The following is a 24,673-nucleotide window of genomic DNA, read 5'->3' on the forward strand; positions in this document are numbered from 1 at the left end:
AGCTGTGTGTCAGGCAAGCCCGACACCCCCTGACCTGACGCTGCGGACGAGGCTGAGCATGGTCCCCACTGCTTCCTCTTCCGACAGCCCCTGGGTCTCGACAAGCGACTGCCACGTCGTGAAGTCCACCGCGTGACCGATCGCGGCGACAAGGAGACGGTCGGTTTTGACATCCATTCCGGGCCAAGCCTCCGCCAGGATTGCAACACCCCTGCCCAGGACTTCCCGTCGGCGGACGAGTGCCGCGGCTACAACGGGCACCTCGGCGTCACGATAGAGATTGGCGAGGAGCCGCCGCTTGCGGCTGTAGTAGCCGTAGAGCTGGAACAGCGCCGTCTGCAGCCGGGTCTCCGGTTCGGCGACTGAGCGCCAGGTCTCCGGGTTGGGAGGCGGGTCCTCGGCGAAGGAGTAGGCTGTGCAGGCCGAGAAGATCGCATCCTGGTCGGGAAAGTGCCTGTAGACCGTCAGCCGCTGCACGCCCGCCTTCTCGGCGATAGCGCTGACAGTCGTTCGCGCTGGACCGATCGAACTGTGCAGGTCGAAAGCCGCGCGAGCGAGGACGAGATGGGTCTCGGCCTGCTTCGCGGCGCGGCGCTGCAATCGATAGGGGCGCTTTTTCTCTTTCAATGAACTCATGTGATCACCGATATTGACAGGAGTCTGCACATCACCTATAAATGGATGAACGGCCATGTACACTCATTTCTGGGAGGATGAAATGGTACACGCATTGTCCAGTTCGAACGTTGGAACCACCAAGCTTGGCCAGGTGAAAACTGTCCCCACCATCCTCCCGCCTTCGACGCCAGCCCCGTATTCGGCTCCGGTGGTCATTCCACCCGGGGCCGGTGCTCGCTTCAACCTGGGCGGTTTCGGCATCAACTGGAAGATCGACGGCGTCCATACGGACCGGCGCTTCTCCGTCATCCAGCATCCGTTGGCGCCGCGCGCGCTGGCGGCGCCGTTGCACCGGCACCATCGCGAGGATGAGTATTCCTTCCTGCTGACCGGCACACTCGGTGCGTTGCTCGGCGACGATGTCGTCATCGCCGAACCGGGCACATGGGTGTTCAAACCGCGCGGTCAGTGGCACACATATTGGAACGCGGGCGATGTGCCATGCGAAATCATCGAGGTGTATTCGCCGGCAGGTTTCGAGGATTATTTCCGCGAATTGGCTCCGATCTGGCCGGACAGGACGAAATCCGCCGAGCTGCTGCGGAAATACCAACTGGACCTGGACTTCGACAGCGTCCCTGGCCTCTGCACACGTTTTGGCCTGACCTCCGCCCGTCCTAACTAGACGTATCGACGCCAAAGGCGGCTTGTCGCGGCCTGCAATCCCTGGTCGGATAGTTCAACCCGTCTTCTCGTCGAGCAGCCCTGAGACGAAATCGAACAAGCCGGGCCGGCGGTCGCGCCTCAGCCGCTCGGCGGTGACGATGCCGCGCACCTCGGCGAAGGCGCGGTCGAGATCGTCGTTGATGATGACGAAGTCGTATTCCTTCCAGTGCTCGATCTCGTTGCGGGCGTTTTTCAGCCGTGTCTCGATCACAGATTCCTGGTCCTCGGCGCGGCGCTTCAGCCGTGCCTTCAGTTCCTTCATCGATGGCGGCAGGATGAAGATCGAGACGATGTCGGCGCGCATCTTCTCCTTGAGCTGCTGCGCGCCCTGCCAGTCGATGTCGAACAGCATGTCGCGGCCTTGCGCCAGCGCCAGTTCGGCCGGCTCGCGCGGTGTCGCGTAGCAATTGCCGTGCACCTCGGCCCATTCGAGCAGTTCGTCGGAATCGCGCAGCCGCTCGAACTCGCGCATGGTGCGGAAGTGATAGTGGACACCCTCGATCTCGCTGCCGCGGCGCGGCCGCGTGGTGACGGAGACCGATAGTTCCAGGCTGGAATCGCTTTCCAGCAGGTTGCGCGCAATCGTCGATTTGCCGGCGCCGGACGGCGACGAAAGCACGAGCATCAGGCCCCGACGGCGAATGCGGGAACCTACATCCTTGGCGGCCATCGGGGTTTACTCCAGATTCTGGACCTGTTCGCGAAACTGGTCGACCACTGCCTTGAGCTCCAGCCCGATGGCGGTCACTGCCGCAGCGTTCGACTTCGAGCACAGCGTATTCGATTCGCGGTTAAATTCCTGTGCCAGAAAATCGAGCTTGCGGCCGACGGCGCCGCCATTTGCCAGCAGCGCCCGGCCCGACACCACATGCGTCTTCAGCCGGTCGATCTCCTCGCGGATGTCTGCCTTGGTGGCAAGGAACGCCGCTTCCATGTGCAGGCGGCCAGCGTCGAGATTGGCTGACACATCCATCAACAGCGCGACCTGCTCGGCGATCCGCGAGCGGATCGCCGCCGGCTCGCGCGACGGATCAGCCTCTGCTTGCAGCGTCAGCACCTCGATGGCGTCGATGTGGCCGGACAAGAGCGAACGCAGTGCCGCGCCCTCGCCCTGGCGCGACTGCTCCAGCCCGCCCAGCGCCACTTCCAGTGCCGACAGTATCGCCGTGTCGAGCGTGGCCCGCGCCTCTTCGGTTTCACTGCTTTCGGGGATGTCGAGCACGCCGCGCAACGCAAGCAGCCCGTCGGCTGTCGCAGGTGCGACCCCGAACTGCTCCTGCAGCCGCTTGGCAAGCCCCGCCAGATCTTTCAGGAAGGCTTCGTTGACCACCGGCTGCGCTTGCGTGCCGGCGGCGCGGCCGATGGTCAGCGTCGCCTGGAAGTTGCCACGTGCAAAGCGCTTCTGCACCGTCTGCCTGACGGCCGGCTCCAGCCGCTCAAAACCTTGCGGCAGCCGCAGCCTGACCTCGACGCTCTTGCCGTTGACCGACTTGACCTCCCAGGCGATCGACGTGCCGTCATGTTCGGCCACAGCGCGCGCGAAACCGGTCATGCTCTGCAAATTCATAGTTCCCGCACGTCCCCCTGGCGGCATGATCCCGAATGCGGCTGCAGACCGGATCATGCACGGCTTCAATATGCCGGAGCGCCCATGCGCGCTCAATACGGCGCTGGGCGCTCTTTCAAAGTGTTAGAGCGTCCCTGGCGCGTTCAAACGGACGCACAAGGGACAATTTCAAAATCGTCAGGCGCTACTGCGCGGCCCCTGCATCGCCACCGGCGTCGCCATCGCCAGCATCGGCGGGAGCATCGGTCTGGCCTTCCACCTTGGCGGCTCCGGCTTTGGCGGCATCCTCGGCCTGCTTCTTCTGCAGCACCCGGTAGCGGGCGACGTTCTCGTTGTGCTCGTCGAGCGTCGCCGCAAAAACGTGACCGCCGGTGCCGTCGGCGACGAAATAGAGGTCATCAGTCTTCGACGGATTGGCGACGGCTTCCAGTGCTGCGCGGCCGGGATTGGCGATCGGCGTCGGCGGCAGGCCGTTGATCACATAGGTGTTGTAGGGCGTCGGCTTCTCGATGTCCGACTGATAGATCGGGCGGTCTGCGGGTTTGCCCTTGCCGCCGAACAGGCCATAGATGATGGTCGGATCGGACTGCAGCCGCATGCCCTTGGCCAGCCGGTTGAGGAAGACGGCGGCTACGCGCGAGCGCTCATCACCCTTGCCAGTCTCCTTCTCGACGATCGATGCCAGCGTGACGAAGTCGTCGACATTGGCCAAAGGCAGGTCGGGGGCGCGCCGCTGCCAGACGTCGTCGACCAGCTTCTTCTGGTCGGCCAGAAGCTTGTCGATCATCTGCTGGCGCGTAGCACCCCGGGTAAAGCGCAGCGTATCGGTGGCGAGGCTGCCCTCCAGCGGCATGGCCGCCGGCATGTCGCCGGTCAACGCGGCCTGATCGGCAATGCGCTCCATCGCCTGCTCGACCGTCAGACCCTCGGGAATGGTCAGCGAATACATCACCGACTTGCCGCTCTTCAGCATTTCCATGATGTCGCGCATCGAGGCCTGCGGCTTGATCTCATATTCGCCCGCCTTCAGCGCCGAATCGTTGCCGAAGGCGCGCACGCCAAGGCGGAAGACGCGGGCGTCGCTGATCAGTCCGCGCCGCTCGAGTTGTTCGGCGATGTCCTGGACGCCGGTGTTCGGCTTGACCAGGAAGGTGTCGCCATTGGCCGACGGACCGGGTTCGTAGAATTCCTGCCTGCCGAAATAGAGCGCAACGCCGGCCGCCAGAACCATCAGCACCACCGAAGAGATGACGAAGTTCATGAACACGACGATCTGGCTGCGCGAGGCGCGCGAGCGCCTGGGCGGCGGCGTGCCGGCTTCAGGCCGCAATGCCTCGCTGGCCGTCTTCGGCACGATCGGACCAGGCGCAGCCTGTCGCTGCCCGAATTCTCCGTTGCCCGCCGGATTTGTGTTCATAGCGCCCTACCATCTCTTGCGACGAATCCCCTTGGGCAGAGTAGGGGCGAATATGGCAAAATTGACGACAGGCTGTTTGCGAACCGGTCAGCCATTGTAGCGCTGGAAGATGAGTGAGGCGTTGGTGCCGCCGAAGCCGAAGGAATTGGACAGTGCGACGTCGACCTGGCGGGAGCGCGGCGTGTTCGGCACCAGGTCGATCGCGGTTTCGCGCTCCGGGTTGTCCAGATTGATGGTGGCGGGCGCGATGTTGTCGCGGATGGCGAGGATCGAAAAGATCGCCTCGGCGGCACCGGCCGCACCCAGGAGATGGCCGATCGACGACTTGGTCGACGACATCGAAATCTTGGACGCGGCATTGCCGACCAGCCGCTCGACGGCGCCGAGCTCGATCGTGTCGGCCATGGTCGAGGTGCCGTGGGCGTTGATGTAGTCAATATCGGATGGCGTCAGCTTTGCCCGGTTCAGCGCCGCCGTCATGCAGCGGAAGGCGCCGTCGCCGTCTTCGGCGGGCGCGGTGATGTGATAGGCGTCGCCGGTCAGGCCATAGCCGGTGACCTCGGCATAGATCTTGGCGCCGCGCGCCTTGGCGTGTTCGAGCTCTTCCAGCACGACGACGCCGGCACCCTCGCCCATGACGAAGCCGTCGCGGTCGCGGTCATAGGGACGCGATGCCTTCTCCGGCGTGTCGTTGCGCTCGGTGGACAGCGCCCGGCAAGCGGCAAAGCCGGCGAGCGAAAGCCGCGTCACCGGCGATTCGGCGCCGCCGGCCAGCATCACGTCGGCATCGCCGAAGATGATCAGCCGGGCGGCGTCGCCAATGGCGTGCGCGCCGGTCGAGCAAGCGGTGACGACGGCGTGGTTGGGCCCTTTCAGCCCGTGCCGGATCGACACTTGCCCGGATACGAGGTTGATGATGTTTCCAGGGATGAAGAACGGGCTGATGCGGCGCGGGCCACGCTCTTTCAGGATGATGGCGTTCTCGGCGATGCCTTCAAGGCCGCCGATGCCGGAGCCAATCATGACGCCCGTCGCGCAGCGCTCCTGCTCGGTCTGGGGCTCCCAGCCGGAATCCTTGAGCGCTTCGTCGGCGGCCGCAATCCCGTAAAGGATGAAGTCGCCGATCTTGCGCAGTTCCTTCGGCTCGAGCACAGCTTCGGGATTGAGCGTGCCGTTGGAGCCGTCACCGCGAGGAATGACGTGGGCGATCTTGCAGGCAAGATCCTCCACTTCGAACTCGGTGACGCGCTTGGCCGCACTGCGGCCGGTCAGAAGGGCCTTCCAGCTGTGCTCGAAGCCCATACCGAACGGCGAAACCAGGCCAAGGCCCGTGACGACGACACGCCTCATCGCAGGTCCTCCCCGGTATTGCCTGCGAAAAGCCTCAGGCCGAAGCCTTGTCGATGTACTTCACGGCATCGCCGACGGTCAGGATGGTCTCGGCCGCATCGTCGGGAATCTCGACGCCGAATTCTTCTTCGAACGCCATGACGAGTTCGACCGTGTCGAGGCTGTCCGCGCCCAGATCATCGATGAAGCTTGCCTGCTCCGTCACCTTGTCGGCTTCCACGCCAAGATGTTCGATGACGATCTTCTTGACGCGCTCTGCGGTGTCACTCATTTGGGGCATCCTCGTCTTTTGTTTGTTTGTCTTCGTTAGCGGGCAGAATGCCGCTAATCAAGCTGAAAGATGGTCCTGCCGGAAACGCAATGGCGACAGACCGGTTTTTGCCCGAACCGCCGGGTTGCGGGCCGCATTACACGAAAACTGGCGCGCGTCCAAGGCGAAATGGGGTGTTTCCCGCAACTGTTAGATCATCGCCATGCCGCCATTGACGTGAATGGTCTGGCCGGTGACGTAGGCGGCTTCGTTGGAAGCGAGATAGGCGACGGCCGACGCCACTTCGGCGCTGGTGCCCATGCGCCGGCTCGGGATCGCCGCCATGATCGCCTCTTTCTGCTTGTCGTTGAGCTTGTCGGTCATTGCCGATTCGATGAAGCCCGGGGCGACGCAGTTGACGGTGATGTTGCGGGTGGCGATCTCCTGCGCCAGCGACTTGGAAAAACCGATCATGCCGGCCTTGGAAGCGCAGTAGTTGGTCTGGCCGGGATTGCCGGTGACGCCGACCACGGACGTGATGTTGATGATGCGGCCGTGCCGGCGCCGCATCATCGGATGCGTGAGTTCGCGGGTCAGCCGGAAGACGGCGGTCAGATTGACCTCGAGCACCGAATCCCAGTCGGCATCCGCCATGCGCACGAACAGCCCGTCCTTGGTGATGCCGGCATTGTTGACCAGGATGTCGACACCTTCGAGATCGGCCTCCGCCTTCTGACCGAGCGCCTTGACCTCGTCGCGATTGGAAAGGTTGGCCGGGAACAGCTTGACCCGGTCGCCGAGCTCATTGGCCAGCGTCTCCAGTTTCTCGACGCGCGTGCCGTGCAGGCCGACGATGGCGCCTTGCGCATGCAGCACCCGGGCGATCGCCTCGCCGATGCCCCCCGATGCGCCGGTGACGAGCGCCTTGCGGCCGGTCAGTTCGAACATGTCATATCCTCTTTTTTCCCGAAAACTCAGCCAGCGAGCCTCTATCTGTATACGTCGCCGCGGTGGCCTATCGTTACCACCAGAATGACGAGCCGGTCATCCTGGACATCGCAAATGATCCGATAGTCGCCGACGCGATATCGCCAGAAGGTCGCTAGCGGGCCCTTCAGCGGCTTGCCGAGTTCGCGCGGATTATCGAGGACGGCAATACGGTTCTCGATGAAGTCGCGAATACGATGACGTGTCTGCGGATCCAACTTTTCGACGAATTTGCGCGCCGAGCGGGCATATTCAAGCGTCCAGGCCACGCCAGAAATCCTCGGCTTTCACGACCTCCTCCTCGCCGCTCCTGATCCGCTCCAGGACTTCGGCCGCGAGGTAATAGTCCTCCACGTCCTCGAGCCCACGTTCGATGAGCTCGCGCAGATAGTAAGCCTTGCTGCGGCCGGTCTTGTTCGCCAGAAAATCCAGACGCTCTTCGATTTCGGGAGCAAGTCGGATCGAGGTGGGCATACTGCTCTCCTTGTGAATACATGTATTCATGTATCGCGATGAGGCCGGCAATTCAAGCCCGGGGAGCCTCTATGCGGACGAGCGGGTCACCCCAACGCTGCCAGAGCCGCCTCGACATCGGCCGGCGTGCCGACGGCGCCGGTGGCGATGTCGCGGTTGATGCGCCGCGCCAGTCCCGACAGCACTTTGCCGGCGCCCACTTCATAAAGCGTCGTAGCACCGTTCGCGCCGAACCACTCCACCGTTTCGCGCCAGCGCACGCGGCCGGTCACCTGTTCGACCAGCCGGCTGGCTATCGCGTCGGGATCGCTGGACGGGGTCACCGACACGTTGGAGACGACGGGAACGACCGGCGCGTTCTTCGTCACGCCGGCCAGCGCCTCGCGCATGACATTGGCGGCGGGCGCCATCAGTGCCGAGTGGAAGGGTGCCGAGACCTGCAGCATCAGCGCCCGCTTGGCGCCCTTTTCCGTGCACAGCTTCGCCGCCAGTTCGACCGCGGCCTTCGCGCCGGAGATGACCAACTGGCCGCCGCCATTGTCGTTGGCTATCTGGCAAACCTTGGCCGAGCCCTTGGCGGCTTCCGCGCAAGCGGCTTCGACATCCGCCTGCTCCAGCCCTATGATCGCCGCCATCGCGCCCTCGCCGGCCGGCACCGCCGCCTGCATGGCGTTGCCGCGGATGCGCAACAGCCGGGCGGCATCGGCGACGGACACGAAACCGGCGGCGGCAAGTGCCGAATATTCGCCGAGCGAATGGCCGGCGACATAGGCGACCTTGTCCTTCAGCGAAAAGCCACGCGCTTCCAGCGCCCGGATCGCCGCTAGCGATACCGCCATCAGCGCCGGCTGGGCATTGGCGGTCAGCGTCAGCGTCTCTTCCGGCCCTTCCCAGATCAGCTTCGACAGGTTTTCGCCAAGTGCCTCATCGACTTCCTCGAAGATCCGGCGCGATTCCGCAAAGGCGTCGGCAAGGTCCTTGCCCATGCCGACAGCCTGGCTGCCCTGTCCCGGAAAGGTGAATGCGACGGCCATGTGCGGCTCCCAAACGGCTGGTTTTCCTTGCCTGTGACGCAAGGCGGGCAGCCAAGTCAAGTCCACTGTGGCCCGGCCTGACGTCGGCGTTGCTGGCCGAGTGTCTGATCCAAAAGGCTTTTTGGCGATCACTCATGATGAAAATCGCTCACGATTCGTTTGCTGGCTCTTCTTATTTTCGCCACAGGCGCTAGCTTTGCGTGACAGTTCGATGACAATTCAGTGACGCGTGCGTTACGGGCCGGGGATTTTAAGGTGGCAATGACTAGGAAAGGCGCAGGCAATGCCGCGCCACAGTTTCTGGAAGGCGATCCGGCCACCGGCTATCTGCCGGGGCGGAAATGGCCCGTAATCCGCTATGGCCTCCTCAGCCTGCTCGCTGCCGCCATCCTCGTGTTTGCGATCGAATTGATCGTGCGCGGCGACTTTGCCGGCACCGTCGGCTTCTTCCTGCAGCCCTTCAAGCCGGGCTGGACCACCATCCTCATCTTTGCGCTGGTCCTCATCGGCCTCGACGCCGTGCTCGGCCGCAGCTACCAGAGCCTGATGATCGTCGCGCCGCTGACGCTGGCGCTGGCCGTCGTCGGCCACCAGAAGTCGCTCTATCTTGGCGATCCGCTCTATCCGACAGATTTCCTCTATTCGCGCCAGATCATGGCGCTGATGCCGCTGCTGGTGCGTGACCGCCCGGGAACCGCCATCATCATGGCAGTCGGCATTGTCGGCGGCCTGGCGCTGCTGGTCTATGGCTGGCGGCTGTGGCGCCGCCGGGTGCCAGCGCTCAGCCACAAGGGCCGCCTCGCCCGGCTGACGCTGACCGTGCCGCTGCTCGCCTTCGTCGTCTCGATCATGGACTACGCCACCTTTTCGTGGACCCGCGACCGGCTGCAGATCATCCCGATCATGTGGGACCAGAAGGAAAACTACGCCTCCAATGGCTTTGCTCTGGCCTTCGCGCTCAACGTGCCGATGGCCCATGTCTCGGCGCCGCCTGGCTATTCCGACAAGGCGATCGCGGCGATCGACCGACCCGCGGTGACGGCCTCGATGCCCGACGAGAAGCCCGACATCATCATCGTCATGAGCGAATCGTTCTGGGATGCGACCAAGCTGCCCGGCGTCACCATCACGCCCGATCCGATCCCAAATGTGCGGGCGCTGCGCTCCGGCTATATGTTCTCACCCGAATTCGGCGGCATGACCGCCAACATCGAATTCGAGGCGCTGACCGGCTTTTCCAATGCCTTCCTGCCGGCGGGCAGCATTCCCTACCAGCAATATGTGCGCTCAGCGACCCCTTCGATGGCGACGTTCCTGAAAAGCCAGGGCTACAGGGCGCGCGCCATCCACCCCGGCACCAACTGGTTCTGGAACCGGGGCGCGGTCTACGCCGACTTCGGCTTCAACGACTTCAAGTCCGAGGAAACGTTGCCGCCGTTGCAAAAGCGCGGACCGCTAGCATCGGACGCGGCGATGACCGACGAGATCATCCGCGAGGCGGACGCCAGCGCCGATCCGGTGTTCTTCTTCGCCGTCAGCCTGCAGAACCACGGCCCCTACGAGCCGTATCGCTATTACAATCCGACCCATAAGGTCGAGGCGCCGATCAGCCCGTGGGCGCGTGAATCGCTGTTGAGCTACGCGGAAGGCTCTGCCGACGCCGACCGCGGCCTTGAGCGACTGATCGAATGGGCGAAGAAACGCGAGCGGCCGACGGTCATCGCCTTTTTCGGCGACCATCTGCCGCCGCTCGGACCCGTCTATGTCGAGACCGGTTTCATGAAGGACAATGTCGCGCCGCGCAAGGAACCGTCGCCTGAGGCCGCCCTCGAGCATCACCAGACACCGCTGATCCTGTGGTCGAACCGCACCGGTCCGGCCGAGGATATGGGCGCGGTCAGCCCGGCCTTCCTGCCTTACCATATCCTGACCATGGCCGGCATCAGCCACCCCTACTACACCGGCTTCCTCGGCGCCTTGCGCGAGCGCTACCGCGTCGTCGACCGCAACCTGCTTCTGACGCCGACGGGCGCTGCCACGCCCGACTGGGCGCGACAGAAAAAGATAGATCCGGCGATCAACGATTTCCGCCTGCTGCAATACGACATGATGTTCGGCAAGCGGCGCGCGGCGCCCGACTTCTTCCCCGAAACGTTGGACAAGCCCGTCACCCACACAAGCTGAGCCGGCGTTTTTCGGCCCTGCGACGCCAAGGACGCTGCCTGGAACGCCGCTTGCGCTTGCCTTCCAGCCGGATTGCTGTATAGACGCCCGCAATCTGCCGGTCCTTGCTGGGGGCTGAACGGAGGGCCGTGGGTTTGCAACACCTTCGTGTGAAGCCAGAAGCGCTTCCGCCTCCCGTGTCTCCGCTCTCGACCGTCTCGTAATGCTCCTTTCTTCCCCGCCCCTCAAGGGATCAGCGGGTCAGAGAAGTTGCAGAGGCTTTTGCCGCCGGGAACCGGGAGAGAAACGAAGAAAGGCACTGATACATAATGGCTCTTTACGAACATGTGTTTCTTGCCCGGCAGGACCTCTCGCAGCAGCAGGTCGATGCGCTTGTCGAACAGTACAAGGGTGTCATCTCCGCGAATGGCGGGTCCGTCGGCCGGGTCGAGAACTGGGGATTGAAGTCCCTCACCTACCGGGTCAACAAGAACCGAAAGGCTTACTACACGCTTATGGACCTCAACTGCCCGCCGGCCGCGCTCAACGAGATGGAGCGCCAGATGGGCCTGTCCGAAGACGTGCTGCGTTTCCTGACCGTCAAGGTCGAGGCGCATGAGGAAGGCCCGTCGGCCATGATGCAGAAGCGCGAAGAGCGCTCGGAACGCGGCGGCTTCGGCGACCGTGACCGTGGCGATCGTGGTCCGCGCTCGTTCGGCGACCGTGACCGCGGCGACCGTGGCGATCGTCCGCCGCGCTCATTCGGCGACGCCGGTGCCGATCGTGGTCCGCGCCGTCCGCGCGAAGGCTTTGAAGGGGGTGCAGAATAATGGTCGACATCAATCAGATCCCGACCCGGCGCCCGTTCCATCGCCGCCGCAAGACCTGCCCGTTCTCCGGCGCCAATGCGCCCAAGATCGACTACAAGGACGTCCGCCTGCTGCAGCGCTACATTTCCGAGCGCGGCAAGATCGTGCCGTCGCGCATCACCGCCGTCAGCCAGAAGAAGCAGCGCGAACTCGCCAAGGCGATCAAGCGCGCCCGCTTCCTCGGCCTGCTGCCCTACGTGGTTCGCTAAGACTTTCGAGCGGGCGGTTCGCCGCCCGCTTTTTTCATCGGCCGCGACGGGCGCGACCGGATCGAACATCAAATCCCGGGTTGGGGCTGATACGCCCCTAACTGCCGCGACAGGCAGGACAGCGACACAGGCGGCAACGCCACTCAGCTTCCTGACCTGTTCCAGACAATTCGGCGCCGATCCCATGGATTGGCACCCAAACTGAAGGAACAAAACCATGGAAGTCATTCTTCTCGAACGCGTTTCCCGCCTCGGCCAGATGGGCGATACCGTCAAGGTCAAGGACGGGTTCGCCCGTAATTTCCTGCTGCCGCAGGGCAAGGCGCTGCGCGCCAACGAAGCCAACAAGAAGAAGTTCGAAGGCCAGCGCGCCCAGCTCGAAGCCCGCAACCTCGAGCGCAAGTCGGAAGCCTCCCAGGTTGCCGAAAAGCTCGACGGCAAGAGCTTCATCGCCGTGCGTTCGGCTGGTGAAACTGGCCAGCTCTACGGTTCGGTGTCGACCCGCGACATCGCCGACCTGCTGACTGCGGAAGGTTTTTCGGTCAACCGCAACCAGATCCTGCTCAACCAGCCGATCAAGACCATCGGCCTCACCAATGTGGCGATCGCGCTGCATCCGGAAGTCGAGGTCACCATCACGCTCAACATCGCCCGCACGGCCGACGAAGCCGAGCGTCAGTCGAAGGGCGAGACGCTGACGACCGCCGAAGCCATCTATGGCGACGACATCAACGACAATGCGCGGCCGGAAAACTTCTTCGACCCGAACACCGAGTTCGAGGGCGGCGAAGACAACGCCTGATCATACGGCGCAGGGGTTGGAGCTACGCTCTAATCACAACGCTCTAATCACTTTGTCGTTATCCAGCCTTTGTGGACCAATGCCCGGGCCTCTCGCCCGGGCATTTTTGTGCCAAACGGAACTTTTCGAACCCCATATATTGTTGCAGAATAAGACAGCCTGTCTGACCGAAAGGGGACAATTGGTCATGAATATTCTGCTCAAACGCGTTCTCGATCGCCTGGTGCGCACCGGCAATCTCAGGGTTACCGGCCCGAAGGGTGCGACAGTGGTTTTCGGCGACGGCAGCGGTGAGCCGGTGCACATGCACATCAAGACCGCGCATGCCGAGCGCGCCATCACCTTCGACCCGATGCTGGCCGTGCCGGAAGCCTATATGGACGGCGAACTCGATATTCTCGAGGGCGGCGTGCTGGGTGTCATGCGCATCGCCTTCCAGAACATGGGCAGTGGCGGCATCGACGCCACCTGGTCGAAGGCGATCGAGGGCCTGCGCCACGCCTTCCGGCGCCTGCAGCAGATCAACACCGCTGCGCGGGCGCGCCGCAACGTGCAGCGCCACTACGATCTGTCGGGAGACCTCTACCGGCTCTTCCTCGACGACGACATGCAGTATTCCTGCGCCTATTTCGAGCAGCCGGACATGACGCTCGACGAGGCTCAGGCGGCCAAGAAACGCCATATCGCCGCCAAGCTCAGGCTGAAGGCCGGCCAGACGGTGCTCGACATCGGCTCCGGTTGGGGCGGGCTCGGCATCTATCTCGCCAAGGCGTTCGACGTCGACGTGCAGGGCGTGACGCTATCCACCGAGCAGCATGGCGTCGCCACCGACCGCGCCCATGCGCTAGGCCTGGAAAACCGGGTGCACTTCGATCTGAAGGACTACCGCGAACTCAACGAGCGTTTCGACCGGATCGTTTCGGTCGGCATGTTCGAGCATGTCGGCGTCAATCACTACCGCACCTTCTTCGACAAGTCGGCGACGCTGCTGAAGCCCGACGGCGTCATGCTCTTGCACACGATCGGCCGCTCCGGCGTGCCGTGGGCGACCAGCGCTTTCGTCCGCAAATACATCTTCCCGGGCGGCTACATCCCCTCGCTTTCCGAGGTGATGCCGGCGATCGAGAAGTCGGGCCTCATCGTCACCGATATCGAGATCCTGCGGCTGCACTATGCCGATACGCTGAAGCACTGGGGCCAGCGCTTTGCCGCCAACCGCGAAAAGGCCAAGGCGATCTATGACGAGCGCTTCTGCCGCATGTGGGAATTCTATCTGGCCGCCTCGGAAGCCGCCTTCCGCTGGCAGGACCTGGTGATCTTCCAGATCCAGATCGCCAAGAAGAACGACACGCTGCCGATGGCGCGCGACTACATGGCCAAATGCGAGAAGGCGCTGGACATGCGCGACCTGGGGCATCGGCAGGAGCAGCCCGTCGCCAAGCCGACGCGTCGCCGCAAGGTTGCCGATCCGGAATAGAAGGCCTGGCGGGCCAATCGGCCATTGTTCTTGCCATTGTCTGCCCAAACATGAAAAAGGTCTCGTTCTCGCGAGACCTTTTTGATGAGCTATCTCCTCTACATCGCTGCTGCGCTTGCCGAAATCGCCGGCTGCTTTTCGTTCTGGGCGTGGTGGCGGCTGGAGAAATCGCCGCTGTGGCTGGCGCCCGGCCTCGTCTCGCTGGCCGTGTTCGGCTTCCTGCTGGCGCTGGTCGACACGTCAGCCGCCGGCCGTGCCTACGCCGCTTATGGCGGCATCTACATCGCAGCCTCGCTAGGCTGGCTGTGGCTGGTGGAAGGTGTGCGTCCCGACCGCTGGGACCTTGCCGGGGCCGCACTCTGCATCGTCGGCGCCTCGGTCATCCTGCTCGCACCACGCGGAGCCTGAGCCGTGGAACTGCCTGTTCCACTGCGACAAGGCGTCGAGCGCATCCTCGAAAAAGTGCCGCTGCCGGTGCTCAAGCAGGCAGCAAAAACGCTGTCGGACCGCTACCGCGCCGAATTGCGCGACGGCCGCCTGCACATGGCCGAAGACATGGCGGTGAGAGCCTATCTGGCGACGCGGCTGCCGGCGACCTATGCCGCCGTCCGCGCCAGCCTCGACGCGCTGAGCGAGGCCCGGCCGGACTATGCGCCAAAGACCTTGCTCGATGTCGGGGCCGGCCCTGGTACGGTGCTTTGGGCCACGGTCGATCTCTGGCCCGACCTCGAACAGGCGGTGCTGCTGGAAGCCAGTGCCTCCGTGCGCCGGGTCGGCGAGATGCTCGCCGCGGACGCGATGACCGCCAACATCAGCTGGCTGGCCGGCGACGTCACCATCGACCTTGCCGATCTGAAGCCCGCCGATCTGGTCACCTGCGCCTATGTGCTGGACGAGATCGCACCTGCATCGCTGCCGAGGCTCATCGACCGGCTCTGGCAGTTGACCACTGACACGCTGTTGATCGTCGAGCCGGGCACGCCGGCCGGATGGCAGCGCATCCTTGCCGTGCGCCGGCAACTGATCGCGGCCGGCGCCCATGTTCTTGCTCCGTGCCCGCATGACGCGCCCTGCCCTATCAGCCCGCCCGACTGGTGCCATTTCGCCCGTCGTGTCGCCCGCTCGCGCCTGCACCGGCTGGCCAAGGACGCCGACGTGCCGTGGGAGGACGAGAAGTTTATTTTTGTTGCCGCCTCCCGACAGCCAGCATCTTCCCAAGAAGCGCGGGTGATCGCGCCGCCGAAATCGGGTTCTGGCAAGGTCTTGCTGAAACTCTGCGAACCGGACGGCAGTGCCGGCGAAAAACTGTTCACCAAACGCGATGGCGAGAGGTTCAAGGTCGCACGGCGGCTGGACTGGGGCGATGCGTTTGGCGATTGACCGTCGGTTCATTTGGCCGGGGTGACAATCTCATAGGTGCAAGCGAAGGACGCCGCGGCAATCCTGTAGGTGTCGCTCGGATCCGAAGGCACCTGAACGATGGCGTCGCCGGTTCTGGCAACCATCGCTTCGCCCCAGGGCGCGGTGAAGGTGAAGTCACCGATCTCCTTGGAGACGATGAAATAGCCCATGTCGCCGCCGAGCGGCTTGAAGGCGCGGTAGCCCTGCGCATCCGGCTTGGACTGCGGCTCGCCGTAGCGGGTCGGAAATTTCTCCGCCTTGACCAATATCTCCTCGTTGCCGGTTTCGGGACAGCGGTTGCGCACAACCCAGTCTCCGGCCGCGGCCGGCTTCGAGATGGTCTCGATGCCTTCGCCTTTGATCCTGGTGACGATCACTTCGCCGGGCAGCGCCGGACGGGCGTCGACTTCCCTGGTCTTGCGGGCAATTCCGGTTCTCAGCCCCTGCTTTGCCGCCGCAAACAGCTCCACCTGATCTTTGACCGGGAGGCTCTGCGCCCACGCCGTCGTGCAGAACATCGCGATGCCCGTCAGCAACACTCCCGAAAAGGCCATACGTCCAACCGTCACGACACTTCTCCCTGCTCACCCATGCCGGCCGAGGCATTCCAGCACGAACTGTTCGCGCCGCCAATCATCCGATCGGCGGGCAAGTCGGGCTCGCGGCCAATTTTCCTGTTTTGTTCTTGTTTCGAAGACGCTAGGCTCGCCATCTCGATTCGAGTCAATCAGGATTCTTTCCACCGAAAAGCCCTGGCTGTGAATTGTGGGCATCAAGGCTGATTGGGCAGGTACTGGTGCAGATAAGTCATCACCGACTTGTCCCGTTCTGATATCGAGAAGCGGGATCGAAATCGGGGACATCATGGCAGAAGCAGCGCGAAAATTCGGCGTGGCGGAAACACCGCTCTATCGCGAGGCACCGAACAACATCGAGGCCGAGCAGGCGCTGCTCGGCGCCATCCTCGTCAACAACGATGCCTTCTACCGCGTCTCCGACTTTTTGAAGTCCGGCCATTTCTACGAGCCGCTGCACCGAAGGATCTTCGAGGTCTCGGCCGAACTCATCCGCATGGGCAAGGTGGCGACGCCGATCACGCTGAAGACCTTCCTGCCGGCCGACGAAAAGGTCGGCGACATGACGGTGGCGCAATATGTCGTGCAGTTGGCCGTTCAAGCCGTCACCGTCGTCAACGCCACCGATTATGGCCGCGCCATCTATGACCTGGCGACGCGGCGCGCGCTGATTACCGTCGGCGAGGACATGGTCAACATCGCCTATGACGCGCCGGTCGACATGTCGCCGTCCGAGCAGATCGAGGATGCCGAGCGGCGCCTGTTCGAATTGGCCGAGACCGGCCGCTACGATGGCGGCTTCGAGAGCTTCACCGATGCCGTGAAAACCGCCGTCGACATGGCCAATGCCGCCTATATGCGCGACGGGCACCTGTCGGGCGTTGCCACCGGCCTGCGCGATCTCGACCGCCGCATGGGCGGGTTGCAGTCGTCCGATTTGATCATCATCGCCGGCCGCCCCGGCATGGGCAAGACGTCGCTTGCCACCAACATGGCCTTCAACATTGCCGAGGCCTATGTGCCGGCGCAGCAGGCCGACGGGTCGTTCAAGGCGGCCAATGGCGGCGTTGTCGGCTTCTTCTCGCTGGAAATGTCGTCGGAACAGCTCGCCACCCGCATCATTTCCGAGCAGACCGAAATCCCGTCGTCGAAAATCCGCCGCGGCGAGATCAGCGAGATGGATTTCGAAAAGCTGGTCGCCTGTTCGCAGACCATGCAGAAACTGCCTTTGTTCATCGACCAGACCGGCGGCATCTCGATCGCTCAGCTGGCGGCACGCGCGCGGCGGCTGAAGCGCCAGCGCGGCCTCGACGTCATCGTCATCGACTATATCCAGCTCATGCAGGGCTCGAGCGCCAAGGCCTCGCAGAACCGCGTGCAGGAAATCACCGAGATCACCACCGGGCTGAAGGCGCTGGCCAAGGAACTGGCGGTGCCGATCATCGCGCTGTCGCAGCTGTCGCGTCAGGTCGAAAGCCGCGACGACAAGCGCCCGCAGCTTTCGGATCTGCGCGAATCGGGCTCGATCGAGCAGGACGCCGACGTGGTGATGTTCGTCTACCGCGAGGAATATTATCTGAAGAACCGCGAGCCGAAGCCCGGCACCGACGAATACATCAAGTGGGAAAACGAGATGAACGAGATGCGCGGCAAGGCCGAGGTCATCGTCGCCAAGCAGCGCCACGGCCCAACGGGCTCGGTCAGCCTCGCCTTCCAGGGCGAGTTCACCCGCTTCTCCGACCTGGCCGAGGAACATCATTTGCCGGATCGGTTTGAGTAGCTTTTGACCTACCCTCGCGCTCCGTCACACCCCCCTCTGGCCTACCGGCCATCTCCCCCGCAAGGGGGGAGATCGGCAGCTTTGCGGGCGTCGCCCCTCCTGCAACGTCGGCGGTTGGCGAAAACGGCAGCGATATCCAATCTCCCCCCTTGCGGGGGAGATGTCCGGCAGGACAGAGGGGGGTGGGCAGGATCGCCAAGCCTCCGCCGCTTCCAACCAGCATCAATCTGATGGCCAAATCGCGCGTCCAGTTCATCTGCCAGAATTGCGGATCGGTGCATCAGCGCTGGGCCGGCAAATGCGATGCTTGCGGCGAGTGGAACACGCTGGTCGAGGAAGGCACATCGGGCGGCATCGGCTCCGGCCCGGCCAACACCCGCAACGCACGCAAGGGCCGCGCGGTGGTACTGACCACGCTGTCCGGCGACATAGAGGATGCGCCGCGCATCGTCTCCGGCATCGGCGAGCTCGACCGCGCCACCGGCGGCGGTTTCGTCCGCGGCTCGGCTCTTCTGGTCGGCGGCGATCCCGGCATCGGCAAGTCGACGCTGCTCACCCAGGCGGCGGCGGCACTGGCGGCCAAAGGCCACCGCATCGTCTACGTCTCGGGCGAAGAGGCGGTCGCCCAGATCAGGCTGCGCGCGCAGCGGCTCGGCGTCGCCGACACGCCCGTGGAGCTTGCTGCCGAGACCAATGTCGAGGACATCCTCGCAACGATAGCCGACGGCAAGCGGCCGGACCTGGTGATCCTCGATTCGATCCAGACCTTGTGGACCGACATGGCCGATTCGGCGCCCGGCACCGTCACCCAGGTGCGCGCCTCCGCCCAGGCGATGATCCGCTATGCGAAATCCACAGGCGCGGCCATCGTGCTGGTCGGCCATGTCACCAAGGAAGGCCAGATCGCCGGCCCGCGCGTCGTCGAGCACATGGTCGACGCGGTGCTCTACTTCGAGGGCGAAGGCGGTCACCACTACCGCATCCTGCGCACGGTCAAGAACCGCTTCGGGCCGACCGACGAGATTGGTGTCTTCGAAATGTCGGACAAGGGCCTGCGCGAGGTTGCCAATCCGTCCGAGCTTTTCCTCGGCGAACGCCATGCGAAATCGCCGGGTGCGGCGGTTTTCGCCGGCATGGAAGGCACGCGGCCGGTGCTGGTCGAGATCCAGGCACTGGTGGCGGCGTCGTCGCTGGGCACGCCGCGCCGCGCCGTCGTCGGCTGGGACGGGGCGCGGCTGTCGATGATCCTCGCCGTTCTCGAAGCCCATTGCGGGGTGCGTTTCGGCACCCATGACGTCTATCTCAATGTCGCCGGCGGCTACCGCATTTCGGAACCCGCCGCCGACCTGGCGGTGGCGGCAGCACTGGTTTCCTCGCTCACCGGACTTGCCCTTCCCGCTGATTGCGTCTATTTCGGCGAAATCAGCCTTTCGGGGGCCGTGCGGCCAGTTGCGCATGCGCAACAGCGCCTCAAGGAAGCCGAAAAGCTGGGTTTCGGAAGCGCGGTTCTGCCCTTGGGCAGCGAGGACGTTGTTGGTGGTATCGGGGCCGGGGGGATCGGAGCCCGCGCTTTCCAACCCACCGAGCTGGCCGATCTCGTGGCGCGAATAGCGGGCTCACGGCGCAGCCGCGCCGACGAAGAAGAGTGACGCGGCTCGCCCGAGTCGTGAAAAAGAGATCGGAGTGGGGCGAAAGACATGCCGATTACACTGCTTGACGGAATTCTCGTCGGCTTCACCCTGGTCTCGGCGATGCTCGCAATGGTTCGCGGCTTTTCACGCGAGGTCCTGTCCGTCGTCTCCTGGGCGGCGGCGGCAGCAGCAGCCTTCTTCTTCTACAAGCCGGTGCTGCCTTACATCCAGCCCTATATCGACAATGAAAAAGCCGCCATGGCGGCAGCCGCCGGCGTCGTCTTCATCGTCGCGCTGATCGTCGTTTCGGTCATCACCATGAAGCTCGCCGACTGGATCATCGATTCCAGGATCGGCGCGCTCGACCGCACGCTCGGCTTCCTCTATGGCGCGGCGCGCGGCATCCTGGTCGTTGCTGTCGCGCTGCTGTTCTTCAACTGGCTGGCCGGCGCCAAGGCCCCCGCCTGGGTCGCCAACGCCAAGTCGCGGCCGCTGCTGGAGGAGATCGGCGCCAAGCTTGAAAGCCTGCTGCCCGAGGATCCGGAAAACGCCATCCTGAAGAAGCTCAACCCGAATCAGCCGGCCGCGCCCGAGACGCCGCCAGCAGCCGATGCACCGGCAGCGGATGCGCCGGCAACCGGCGACGATGCCGATGCGCCGGCGCCTGACGACAGCGAAACCGATGCGCCGCCGGCCGAGAGCGCTCCGGCCCCGGCCAATCCGGCACCGGCTGCGCCGGCAAACTGATATGGACAAGATGGCGCTCGCCAAACGGGCGCCATCAAGAGCAAAGGATGCTTTGCTCCGGACTGACGATCATGTGAACGGCGTACGGCATGCGTTGCTTTCGACGCACTATCACCTTATATGGCGATTTTAGCGGAGCTTGAGCCCCCAATGGCAGACTCGAAGGCAGACGCAGACGACGTGCTTTCCGCCGAAGCCGACGACCACTTTCATGACGAATGCGGCGTGTTCGGCATTTTCGGCCGGCAGGACGCCGCGGCCATCGTCACGCTCGGCCTGCATGCGCTGCAGCACCGCGGCCAGGAAGCGGCCGGCATCGTCTCCTATGACGGCAGCCAATTTCACGTCGAACGCCATGTCGGCCTGATCGGCGACACCTTCACCAAGCAGCGTGTCATCGACAGCCTGCAAGGCAACCGCGCCATCGGCCACACCCGCTATGCCACCACCGGCGGCGCCGGTCTGCGCAACATACAGCCCTTCTTCGCCGAGCTCGCCGATGGCGGCTTCGCCGTCGCCCATAACGGCAACCTGACCAACGCCATGACCGTGCAGCGCGCGTTGCAGAAGCAGGGCGCGATCTTCTCGTCGACCTCCGACACCGAAACACTTCTGCATCTGGTCGCCACCAGCAAGGAACGCGATTTGAATTCGCGCTTCATCGATGCGGTGCGCCAGGTCGAAGGCGCCTTCTCGCTGGTGGCGATGACGTCGAAGAAGATGATCGGCTGCCGTGATCCGCTGGGCATCCGCCCCTTGGTGCTGGGCGATCTCGACGGCGCCTGGATCCTGGCGTCCGAAACCTGCGCGCTCGACATCATTGGCGCACGGTTCGTGCGCGACCTGAAGCCCGGCGAGATGGTCGTCGTCACAGCCAAGGGCATCGAGAGCCTGTTCCCGTTCGAGCCGCAGAAAACCCGCTTCTGCATCTTCGAATATGTCTATTTCGCCCGGCCGGATTCCTCGGTCGAAGGCCGCAACGTCTACGAGGTGCGCAAGCGCATCGGCGCTGAGCTGGCGCAAGAAAGCCCGGTCGAGGCCGACATCGTCGTGCCGGTGCCGGATTCGGGCACGCCGGCAGCGATCGGCTTCTCACAGGCCGCGGGCATTCCCTTCGAACTCGGCATCATCCGCAACCACTATGTCGGCCGCACCTTCATCCAGCCGGGCGATTCGATCCGCCATATGGGCGTCAAGCTCAAGCACAACGCCAACCGCCGCATGATCGAGGGCAAGCGCGTCGTGCTGGTCGACGACAGCATCGTGCGCGGCACCACCAGCCAGAAGATCGTGCAGATGGTGCGCGATGCCGGCGCGAAGGAAGTGCACATGCGCATCGCCTCGCCGCCGACGCGCGCCTCCTGCTTCTATGGCGTCGACACGCCGGAGAAGTCCAAGCTTTTGGCATCGCGCATGTCGATCGAGGAAATGGCCGAGTTCATCCGTGTCGACTCGCTCGGGTTCCTGTCGATCGACGGGCTCTACCGCGCCGTCGGCGAGGCCGGCCGCGACAACGAGCAGCCGCAATTCTGCGACGCCTGCTTCACCGGCCAATACCCGACCCGCCTGCTTGACTTCGAAGGCCACGACAATGTGCGCACGCTGTCGCTGCTGGCGACAAGCGGGGCGTAGGATTTCCAGCTCCGGAGGGAGGTGAGACATGAGCACTCGAAGGGGCTTGTGGCAGAACCTCAGTGATTCATTCTCGTTTTCGAAATCCTTGCTCAAAGATCAGATAGACGCCCAGGCCGATATTAATACGCCTCTCGGCAACGGGTTTCTTTTTTGCCAAGTCAGACAGTCAAGCGAGACCCTCAACAGATACGTCGTCGTCAAAGCCATTGGCGGTGATTCGACGGTTTTTGTTCCTCTTGATGAGAATTCCGCCAAGCAGTTGATTTCCTTCCTTCAGCTGTCGTTTTTAGACCAGCAACCCAAGAAATAGCTTATGACCCCTGCCCTCGACCTTTCCGGCCGCATCGCGGTCGTCACCGGCGCCTCGCGCGGCATCGGCTACTTCATCGCCAGAGAGCTTGCCGCCGCCGGCGCTCATGTCATTGCCGTTGCCCGCACGGTCGGCGGGCTGGAAGAACTCGACGACCAGATCAAGGCCGAACGCGCCAAGACCGGCAAGGGCGAAGCGACGCTGGTTCCGCTTGACCTCGCCGACATGGCCGGCATCGACCGGCTGGGCGGCGCCATCCACGAGCGCTGGGGCAAGCTCGACATCCTTGTCGCCAATGCCGGCGTGCTCGGTGTCATCTCGCCAATCGGTCATGTCGAGGCGAAAACCTTCGAGAAGGTGATGACCATCAACGTCACCTCGACCTGGCGGCTGATCCGCTCGGTCGACCCGCTACTGAGGCTTTCCGATGCCGGCCGCGCCATTCTGCTTTCCTCCAACGCCGCGCATTCGGCGCGCGCGTTCTGGGCCCCCTATGCGGCGTCGAAGGCGGCGGTCGAGGCCATGATGCGCTCCTGGGCGCATGAGGCGGAGAACTTGCCGCTCCGGGTCAACGCCGCCGATCCCGGCGCCACCCGCACCGCCATGCGGGCGCAAGCGGTGCCCGGCGAGGATCCGGAAACGCTGCCGCACCCCTCGGAAATCGCCAAGCGCATTGTTCCGCTGGCCAGCCCGACGCTGAAGGAAACCGGGCTGATCTTCCAGGCCAAGCACAACCGCTTCGTTGCCTACCGGCAGCCGGAATAGCCACCCAGACATTTTTGCCGGAAGAATTGCGCCACCGCCGACGTTGTTCGAATGTACCATTCGAAAATCACTCAACAACGGAGGACCGTCATGCGCAGATTGCTTCTCGTCACCGCCACCGCCCTCTTGGCTGCCGCCGGTGCTGCCTCCTCGCAGGATGCAGCGATGAGTTTCTTCGTCACCAGCGTCGGCCCCGGCAAGGGCGCCGATCTCGGTGGCCTCAAGGGCGCCGACGCCCATTGCGGGTCGCTGGCTGAAGCCGCCGGCGTCACCGGCAAGACTTGGGCTGCCTATCTGTCGACCAGCGACGCGGACGCACGCGACCGTATCGGCAAGGGGCCGTGGGTCAATGCCAAGGGCGTAAAGATCGCCGACGATGTCGCCTCGCTGCACAGCGACGCCAACGCCATCACCAAGGAGACGGCGCTGAACGAGAAGGGCGAGGTGGTCAACGGCCGTGGCGACAAGCCCAACCGGCACGACGTGCTGACCGGCTCCAAGCCCGACGGCACGAAGGTTGCCGACCAGACCTGCGGCGACTGGACGATGAGCGGGGCCGAGGGCGTGGCGATGGTGGGCCATCATGATCGCGTCGGCCTCGACGATTCGGCGCCCGCCAAATCCTGGAATTCCTCGCATGCCTCGCGCGGCGGCTGCAGCCAGGAGGCGTTGAGAGGCACTGGCGGCGACGGCCTGTTCTACTGCTTTGCCGCGAACTGACCGGCGCCGGAGTTAGGCCTGACATCACGCGGCTGTGATGCCGTGGCGCGGCAGCGCCCCCCGGCTGCGCTTTCGCCGTCCGCCCGGAGTTGATAGGGTCGCCCGACTCCCACAACAAGCAGAGCGAGGAAATCCATGGCTGCTCCGAGCGTAGCGTTGGTCTGGTATCTGGTGATCGCCGGGCCGCAAGGCGGCATGGTGGTGCTGCCAAGCACCTTCGACACCCGCGAACAGTGCACGTCGGCCGTCACCGAATACCAGAAGCAGCCCACGCCGGCCGGCTGGTCGGTGCAGTGCGTGCCTAGCGCCTCGCCATTCGCAGACGAAGGCGACGCCGAAGAACCAGCGGCGCAGTAATTTTTATCTCCCCCCTTGAGGGGGGGATGTCGCCGAAGGCGACAGAGGGGGTCGCCGCGCGTAGAGCGCCAACTTCCAGCTGCCGCAGGCCCCAACTTCCAGCTGCCGCAGGCCATTGAGCCCAGTCGAACCGACCCCCTCTGGCCTGCCGGCCATCTCCCCCTCAAGGGGGAGATTGTCAGCGCTGCGCTGACACCGTCAATTCCGGCTTGCTGTTGATGGTCTGGAACACCACGCAATAGCGCTCGGTCAGCTTGATCAGCGCATCGATGCGCTCTTGCGGCTCGTCGGTATCGAGGCTGAAATTCAGCCGGATGGCACGGAAGCCGACCGGCGCATCCTTGGCTACGCCAAGCGTGCCTCGAAAGTCGAGATCGCCTTCGGCCTCGACCGTCACAGCTCCCAACTTGAACTCCAGCGCTGTCGCCACCGCCTTCAGCGTCACGCCGGCGCAAGCCACCAGCGCCTCCAGCAGCATGTCGCCCGAGCACTGTTCGAGCCCGGAGCCACCGGTCGCCGGATGCAGCCCGGCCACCGCCAGCGCCCTGCCCGTCTCGACCTTGCAGGCGATCGACTGGTCGTCGATCGAACCTTTGGCCCGAAGCGTGATCAGAGCGCGCGCAGCATCGACGCGATAGGCGTCCTTCAGCGGCGCCTGCATGGCCTTCAGTGCTGTGGCGTCCATGCCCAATCCTTCTCGTGGTCTTTCGTGCCTTGATAGCACTGTCTGCCGCTGCATGTGAGCGAATCCAAGGTGGCTGTTGGCCCTTGGATACGGCAAAGGGACAGCGCCCCCCCTCTGACCTGCC

General features: G+C 64.0%; 28 protein-coding genes. 16 read left to right on the forward strand and 12 right to left on the reverse strand.

The genetic code is table 11. The annotated features are described in order from the left end of the window. Positions 1-9: 9 nt before the first annotated feature. On the reverse strand, positions 10-636 hold the full coding sequence (locus tag LHFGNBLO_RS29290) for a TetR/AcrR family transcriptional regulator (RefSeq protein ID WP_258602791.1): 627 nt from the start codon (positions 634-636) through the stop codon (positions 10-12). An 82-nt stretch (positions 637-718) separates the two neighbouring features. Here LHFGNBLO_RS29290 and LHFGNBLO_RS29295 point away from each other — a divergent pair, with 82 nt between their 5' ends. Then, entirely contained in the window at positions 719-1,303 is a 585-nt protein-coding gene (locus tag LHFGNBLO_RS29295; RefSeq protein ID WP_258602798.1) for a cupin domain-containing protein, read from the forward strand. Between the two features lie 54 nt (positions 1,304-1,357). Here LHFGNBLO_RS29295 and gmk read toward each other — a convergent pair whose 3' ends face one another. From gmk to fabD, 9 genes are all read right to left on the reverse strand, one after another. Then, on the reverse strand, positions 1,358-2,014 hold the full coding sequence (gmk, locus tag LHFGNBLO_RS29300) for a guanylate kinase (protein ID WP_258602807.1): 657 nt from the start codon (positions 2,012-2,014) through the stop codon (positions 1,358-1,360). Positions 2,015-2,020: 6 nt separating this feature from the next. Then, complete coding sequence (locus LHFGNBLO_RS29305) at positions 2,021-2,911, reverse strand: YicC/YloC family endoribonuclease (RefSeq protein ID WP_258602812.1); 891 nt, start codon at positions 2,909-2,911, stop codon at positions 2,021-2,023. A gap of 184 nt (positions 2,912-3,095) precedes the next feature. Continuing rightward, positions 3,096-4,328 (reverse strand): endolytic transglycosylase MltG, encoded by a 1,233-nt coding sequence (gene mltG / locus LHFGNBLO_RS29310; RefSeq protein ID WP_258602813.1) that lies wholly within the window; start codon positions 4,326-4,328, stop codon positions 3,096-3,098. Between the two features lie 87 nt (positions 4,329-4,415). After that, the gene (fabF, locus tag LHFGNBLO_RS29315; protein ID WP_258602821.1) at positions 4,416-5,678 is read right to left on the reverse strand and encodes a beta-ketoacyl-ACP synthase II; all 1,263 of its coding nucleotides are present in this window, start codon (positions 5,676-5,678) and stop codon (positions 4,416-4,418) included. A 34-nt stretch (positions 5,679-5,712) separates the two neighbouring features. Next, positions 5,713-5,949 carry an acyl carrier protein gene (locus tag LHFGNBLO_RS29320; RefSeq protein WP_056109445.1) on the reverse strand — a complete coding sequence of 79 codons (237 nt, stop codon included), beginning with the start codon at positions 5,947-5,949 and terminating at the stop codon, positions 5,713-5,715. A gap of 189 nt (positions 5,950-6,138) precedes the next feature. After that, on the reverse strand, positions 6,139-6,876 hold the full coding sequence (gene fabG / locus LHFGNBLO_RS29325) for a 3-oxoacyl-[acyl-carrier-protein] reductase (RefSeq protein ID WP_258602830.1): 738 nt from the start codon (positions 6,874-6,876) through the stop codon (positions 6,139-6,141). Positions 6,877-6,917: 41 nt separating this feature from the next. Then, entirely contained in the window at positions 6,918-7,184 is a 267-nt protein-coding gene (locus tag LHFGNBLO_RS29330; RefSeq protein WP_258602833.1) for a type II toxin-antitoxin system RelE family toxin, read from the reverse strand. Continuing rightward, the gene (locus LHFGNBLO_RS29335; protein ID WP_258602840.1) at positions 7,168-7,389 is read right to left on the reverse strand and encodes a ribbon-helix-helix protein, CopG family; all 222 of its coding nucleotides are present in this window, start codon (positions 7,387-7,389) and stop codon (positions 7,168-7,170) included. The genes LHFGNBLO_RS29330 and LHFGNBLO_RS29335 overlap by 17 nt, the downstream gene beginning before the upstream one ends. 86 nt (positions 7,390-7,475) lie before the next feature. After that, entirely contained in the window at positions 7,476-8,423 is a 948-nt protein-coding gene (gene fabD, locus LHFGNBLO_RS29340) for an ACP S-malonyltransferase (RefSeq protein ID WP_258602842.1), read from the reverse strand. Between the two features lie 261 nt (positions 8,424-8,684). On the opposite strand from fabD, the gene LHFGNBLO_RS29345 reads away from it, so the two are divergent. The 7 genes from LHFGNBLO_RS29345 to LHFGNBLO_RS29375 all read left to right on the forward strand — a co-directional run bounded on the left by LHFGNBLO_RS29345 (position 8,685) and on the right by LHFGNBLO_RS29375 (position 15,323). Beyond that, positions 8,685-10,607 carry an LTA synthase family protein gene (locus LHFGNBLO_RS29345; protein ID WP_258602844.1) on the forward strand — a complete coding sequence of 641 codons (1,923 nt, stop codon included), beginning with the start codon at positions 8,685-8,687 and terminating at the stop codon, positions 10,605-10,607. Positions 10,608-10,915: 308 nt separating this feature from the next. Continuing rightward, a complete protein-coding gene (rpsF, locus tag LHFGNBLO_RS29350; protein ID WP_258602846.1) occupies positions 10,916-11,416 on the forward strand; it encodes a 30S ribosomal protein S6 in 501 nt (166 codons plus the stop codon). Next, positions 11,416-11,664 (forward strand): 30S ribosomal protein S18, encoded by a 249-nt coding sequence (gene rpsR / locus LHFGNBLO_RS29355; protein ID WP_006203718.1) that lies wholly within the window; start codon positions 11,416-11,418, stop codon positions 11,662-11,664. The genes rpsF and rpsR overlap by 1 nt, the downstream gene beginning before the upstream one ends. Before the next feature lie 217 nt (positions 11,665-11,881). Then, positions 11,882-12,466, forward strand: a complete 585-nt coding sequence (rplI, locus tag LHFGNBLO_RS29360; protein ID WP_258602848.1) for a 50S ribosomal protein L9 — start codon at positions 11,882-11,884, stop codon at positions 12,464-12,466. A gap of 187 nt (positions 12,467-12,653) precedes the next feature. Continuing rightward, positions 12,654-13,943, forward strand: a complete 1,290-nt coding sequence (locus LHFGNBLO_RS29365) for an SAM-dependent methyltransferase (protein ID WP_258602850.1) — start codon at positions 12,654-12,656, stop codon at positions 13,941-13,943. 84 nt (positions 13,944-14,027) lie between these two features. Further along, complete coding sequence (locus tag LHFGNBLO_RS29370) at positions 14,028-14,351, forward strand: YnfA family protein (protein ID WP_258602852.1); 324 nt, start codon at positions 14,028-14,030, stop codon at positions 14,349-14,351. 3 nt (positions 14,352-14,354) lie between these two features. After that, positions 14,355-15,323 carry a small ribosomal subunit Rsm22 family protein gene (locus LHFGNBLO_RS29375; RefSeq protein ID WP_258602858.1) on the forward strand — a complete coding sequence of 323 codons (969 nt, stop codon included), beginning with the start codon at positions 14,355-14,357 and terminating at the stop codon, positions 15,321-15,323. Positions 15,324-15,331: 8 nt separating this feature from the next. Here the strand turns inward: LHFGNBLO_RS29375 and LHFGNBLO_RS29380 are convergent, their stop codons facing one another. Continuing rightward, positions 15,332-15,913: a hypothetical protein gene (locus tag LHFGNBLO_RS29380; protein ID WP_258602860.1), complete on the reverse strand. Its 582-nt coding sequence runs from the start codon at positions 15,911-15,913 to the stop codon at positions 15,332-15,334. A gap of 295 nt (positions 15,914-16,208) precedes the next feature. Between LHFGNBLO_RS29380 and LHFGNBLO_RS29385 the strand changes: the two genes are divergently transcribed. The 8 genes from LHFGNBLO_RS29385 to LHFGNBLO_RS29420 all read left to right on the forward strand — a co-directional run bounded on the left by LHFGNBLO_RS29385 (position 16,209) and on the right by LHFGNBLO_RS29420 (position 23,864). Continuing rightward, positions 16,209-17,699: a replicative DNA helicase gene (locus LHFGNBLO_RS29385; RefSeq protein ID WP_258602871.1), complete on the forward strand. Its 1,491-nt coding sequence runs from the start codon at positions 16,209-16,211 to the stop codon at positions 17,697-17,699. Between the two features lie 230 nt (positions 17,700-17,929). Further along, the gene (radA, locus tag LHFGNBLO_RS29390; protein ID WP_258602879.1) at positions 17,930-19,348 is read left to right on the forward strand and encodes a DNA repair protein RadA; all 1,419 of its coding nucleotides are present in this window, start codon (positions 17,930-17,932) and stop codon (positions 19,346-19,348) included. A 48-nt stretch (positions 19,349-19,396) separates the two neighbouring features. Beyond that, entirely contained in the window at positions 19,397-20,077 is a 681-nt protein-coding gene (locus LHFGNBLO_RS29395; RefSeq protein WP_258602886.1) for a CvpA family protein, read from the forward strand. Between the two features lie 150 nt (positions 20,078-20,227). Then, a complete protein-coding gene (gene purF / locus LHFGNBLO_RS29400) occupies positions 20,228-21,709 on the forward strand; it encodes an amidophosphoribosyltransferase (protein WP_258602889.1) in 1,482 nt (493 codons plus the stop codon). A gap of 28 nt (positions 21,710-21,737) precedes the next feature. Beyond that, on the forward strand, positions 21,738-22,022 hold the full coding sequence (locus tag LHFGNBLO_RS29405; RefSeq protein WP_258602891.1) for a hypothetical protein: 285 nt from the start codon (positions 21,738-21,740) through the stop codon (positions 22,020-22,022). Positions 22,023-22,025: 3 nt separating this feature from the next. After that, positions 22,026-22,787, forward strand: a complete 762-nt coding sequence (locus tag LHFGNBLO_RS29410; RefSeq protein ID WP_258602903.1) for an SDR family NAD(P)-dependent oxidoreductase — start codon at positions 22,026-22,028, stop codon at positions 22,785-22,787. A gap of 90 nt (positions 22,788-22,877) precedes the next feature. Continuing rightward, positions 22,878-23,507, forward strand: a complete 630-nt coding sequence (locus LHFGNBLO_RS29415; RefSeq protein ID WP_258602905.1) for a hypothetical protein — start codon at positions 22,878-22,880, stop codon at positions 23,505-23,507. 135 nt (positions 23,508-23,642) lie between these two features. Further along, positions 23,643-23,864, forward strand: a complete 222-nt coding sequence (locus tag LHFGNBLO_RS29420; RefSeq protein WP_258602906.1) for a hypothetical protein — start codon at positions 23,643-23,645, stop codon at positions 23,862-23,864. Positions 23,865-24,042: 178 nt separating this feature from the next. Here the strand turns inward: LHFGNBLO_RS29420 and LHFGNBLO_RS29425 are convergent, their stop codons facing one another. Beyond that, on the reverse strand, positions 24,043-24,549 hold the full coding sequence (locus LHFGNBLO_RS29425) for an OsmC family protein (RefSeq protein ID WP_258602907.1): 507 nt from the start codon (positions 24,547-24,549) through the stop codon (positions 24,043-24,045). Positions 24,550-24,673 lie beyond the last annotated feature (124 nt).

The sequence above is a fragment of the Mesorhizobium sp. AR10 genome (assembly GCF_024746795.1).
In the GTDB taxonomy this organism is placed as follows: domain Bacteria; phylum Pseudomonadota; class Alphaproteobacteria; order Rhizobiales; family Rhizobiaceae; genus Mesorhizobium.

Coding starts and splice junctions, on each gene's coding strand:
- LHFGNBLO_RS29290 (WP_258602791.1), bottom strand. CDS start 636: ATGAGTTCATTGAAAGAGAAAAAGCGCCCCTATCGATTGCAGCGCCGC.
- LHFGNBLO_RS29295 (WP_258602798.1), top strand. CDS start 719: ATGGTACACGCATTGTCCAGTTCGAACGTTGGAACCACCAAGCTTGGC.
- gmk (WP_258602807.1), bottom strand. CDS start 2,014: ATGGCCGCCAAGGATGTAGGTTCCCGCATTCGCCGTCGGGGCCTGATG.
- LHFGNBLO_RS29305 (WP_258602812.1), bottom strand. CDS start 2,911: ATGAATTTGCAGAGCATGACCGGTTTCGCGCGCGCTGTGGCCGAACAT.
- mltG (WP_258602813.1), bottom strand. CDS start 4,328: ATGAACACAAATCCGGCGGGCAACGGAGAATTCGGGCAGCGACAGGCT.
- fabF (WP_258602821.1), bottom strand. CDS start 5,678: ATGAGGCGTGTCGTCGTCACGGGCCTTGGCCTGGTTTCGCCGTTCGGT.
- LHFGNBLO_RS29320 (WP_056109445.1), bottom strand. CDS start 5,949: ATGAGTGACACCGCAGAGCGCGTCAAGAAGATCGTCATCGAACATCTT.
- fabG (WP_258602830.1), bottom strand. CDS start 6,876: ATGTTCGAACTGACCGGCCGCAAGGCGCTCGTCACCGGCGCATCGGGG.
- LHFGNBLO_RS29335 (WP_258602840.1), bottom strand. CDS start 7,389: ATGCCCACCTCGATCCGACTTGCTCCCGAAATCGAAGAGCGTCTGGAT.
- fabD (WP_258602842.1), bottom strand. CDS start 8,423: ATGGCCGTCGCATTCACCTTTCCGGGACAGGGCAGCCAGGCTGTCGGC.
- LHFGNBLO_RS29345 (WP_258602844.1), top strand. CDS start 8,685: ATGACTAGGAAAGGCGCAGGCAATGCCGCGCCACAGTTTCTGGAAGGC.
- rpsF (WP_258602846.1), top strand. CDS start 10,916: ATGGCTCTTTACGAACATGTGTTTCTTGCCCGGCAGGACCTCTCGCAG.
- rpsR (WP_006203718.1), top strand. CDS start 11,416: ATGGTCGACATCAATCAGATCCCGACCCGGCGCCCGTTCCATCGCCGC.
- rplI (WP_258602848.1), top strand. CDS start 11,882: ATGGAAGTCATTCTTCTCGAACGCGTTTCCCGCCTCGGCCAGATGGGC.
- LHFGNBLO_RS29365 (WP_258602850.1), top strand. CDS start 12,654: ATGAATATTCTGCTCAAACGCGTTCTCGATCGCCTGGTGCGCACCGGC.
- LHFGNBLO_RS29370 (WP_258602852.1), top strand. CDS start 14,028: ATGAGCTATCTCCTCTACATCGCTGCTGCGCTTGCCGAAATCGCCGGC.
- LHFGNBLO_RS29385 (WP_258602871.1), top strand. CDS start 16,209: ATGGCAGAAGCAGCGCGAAAATTCGGCGTGGCGGAAACACCGCTCTAT.
- radA (WP_258602879.1), top strand. CDS start 17,930: ATGGCCAAATCGCGCGTCCAGTTCATCTGCCAGAATTGCGGATCGGTG.
- LHFGNBLO_RS29395 (WP_258602886.1), top strand. CDS start 19,397: ATGCCGATTACACTGCTTGACGGAATTCTCGTCGGCTTCACCCTGGTC.
- purF (WP_258602889.1), top strand. CDS start 20,228: ATGGCAGACTCGAAGGCAGACGCAGACGACGTGCTTTCCGCCGAAGCC.
- LHFGNBLO_RS29405 (WP_258602891.1), top strand. CDS start 21,738: ATGAGCACTCGAAGGGGCTTGTGGCAGAACCTCAGTGATTCATTCTCG.
- LHFGNBLO_RS29410 (WP_258602903.1), top strand. CDS start 22,026: ATGACCCCTGCCCTCGACCTTTCCGGCCGCATCGCGGTCGTCACCGGC.
- LHFGNBLO_RS29415 (WP_258602905.1), top strand. CDS start 22,878: ATGCGCAGATTGCTTCTCGTCACCGCCACCGCCCTCTTGGCTGCCGCC.
- LHFGNBLO_RS29420 (WP_258602906.1), top strand. CDS start 23,643: ATGGCTGCTCCGAGCGTAGCGTTGGTCTGGTATCTGGTGATCGCCGGG.
- LHFGNBLO_RS29425 (WP_258602907.1), bottom strand. CDS start 24,549: ATGGACGCCACAGCACTGAAGGCCATGCAGGCGCCGCTGAAGGACGCC.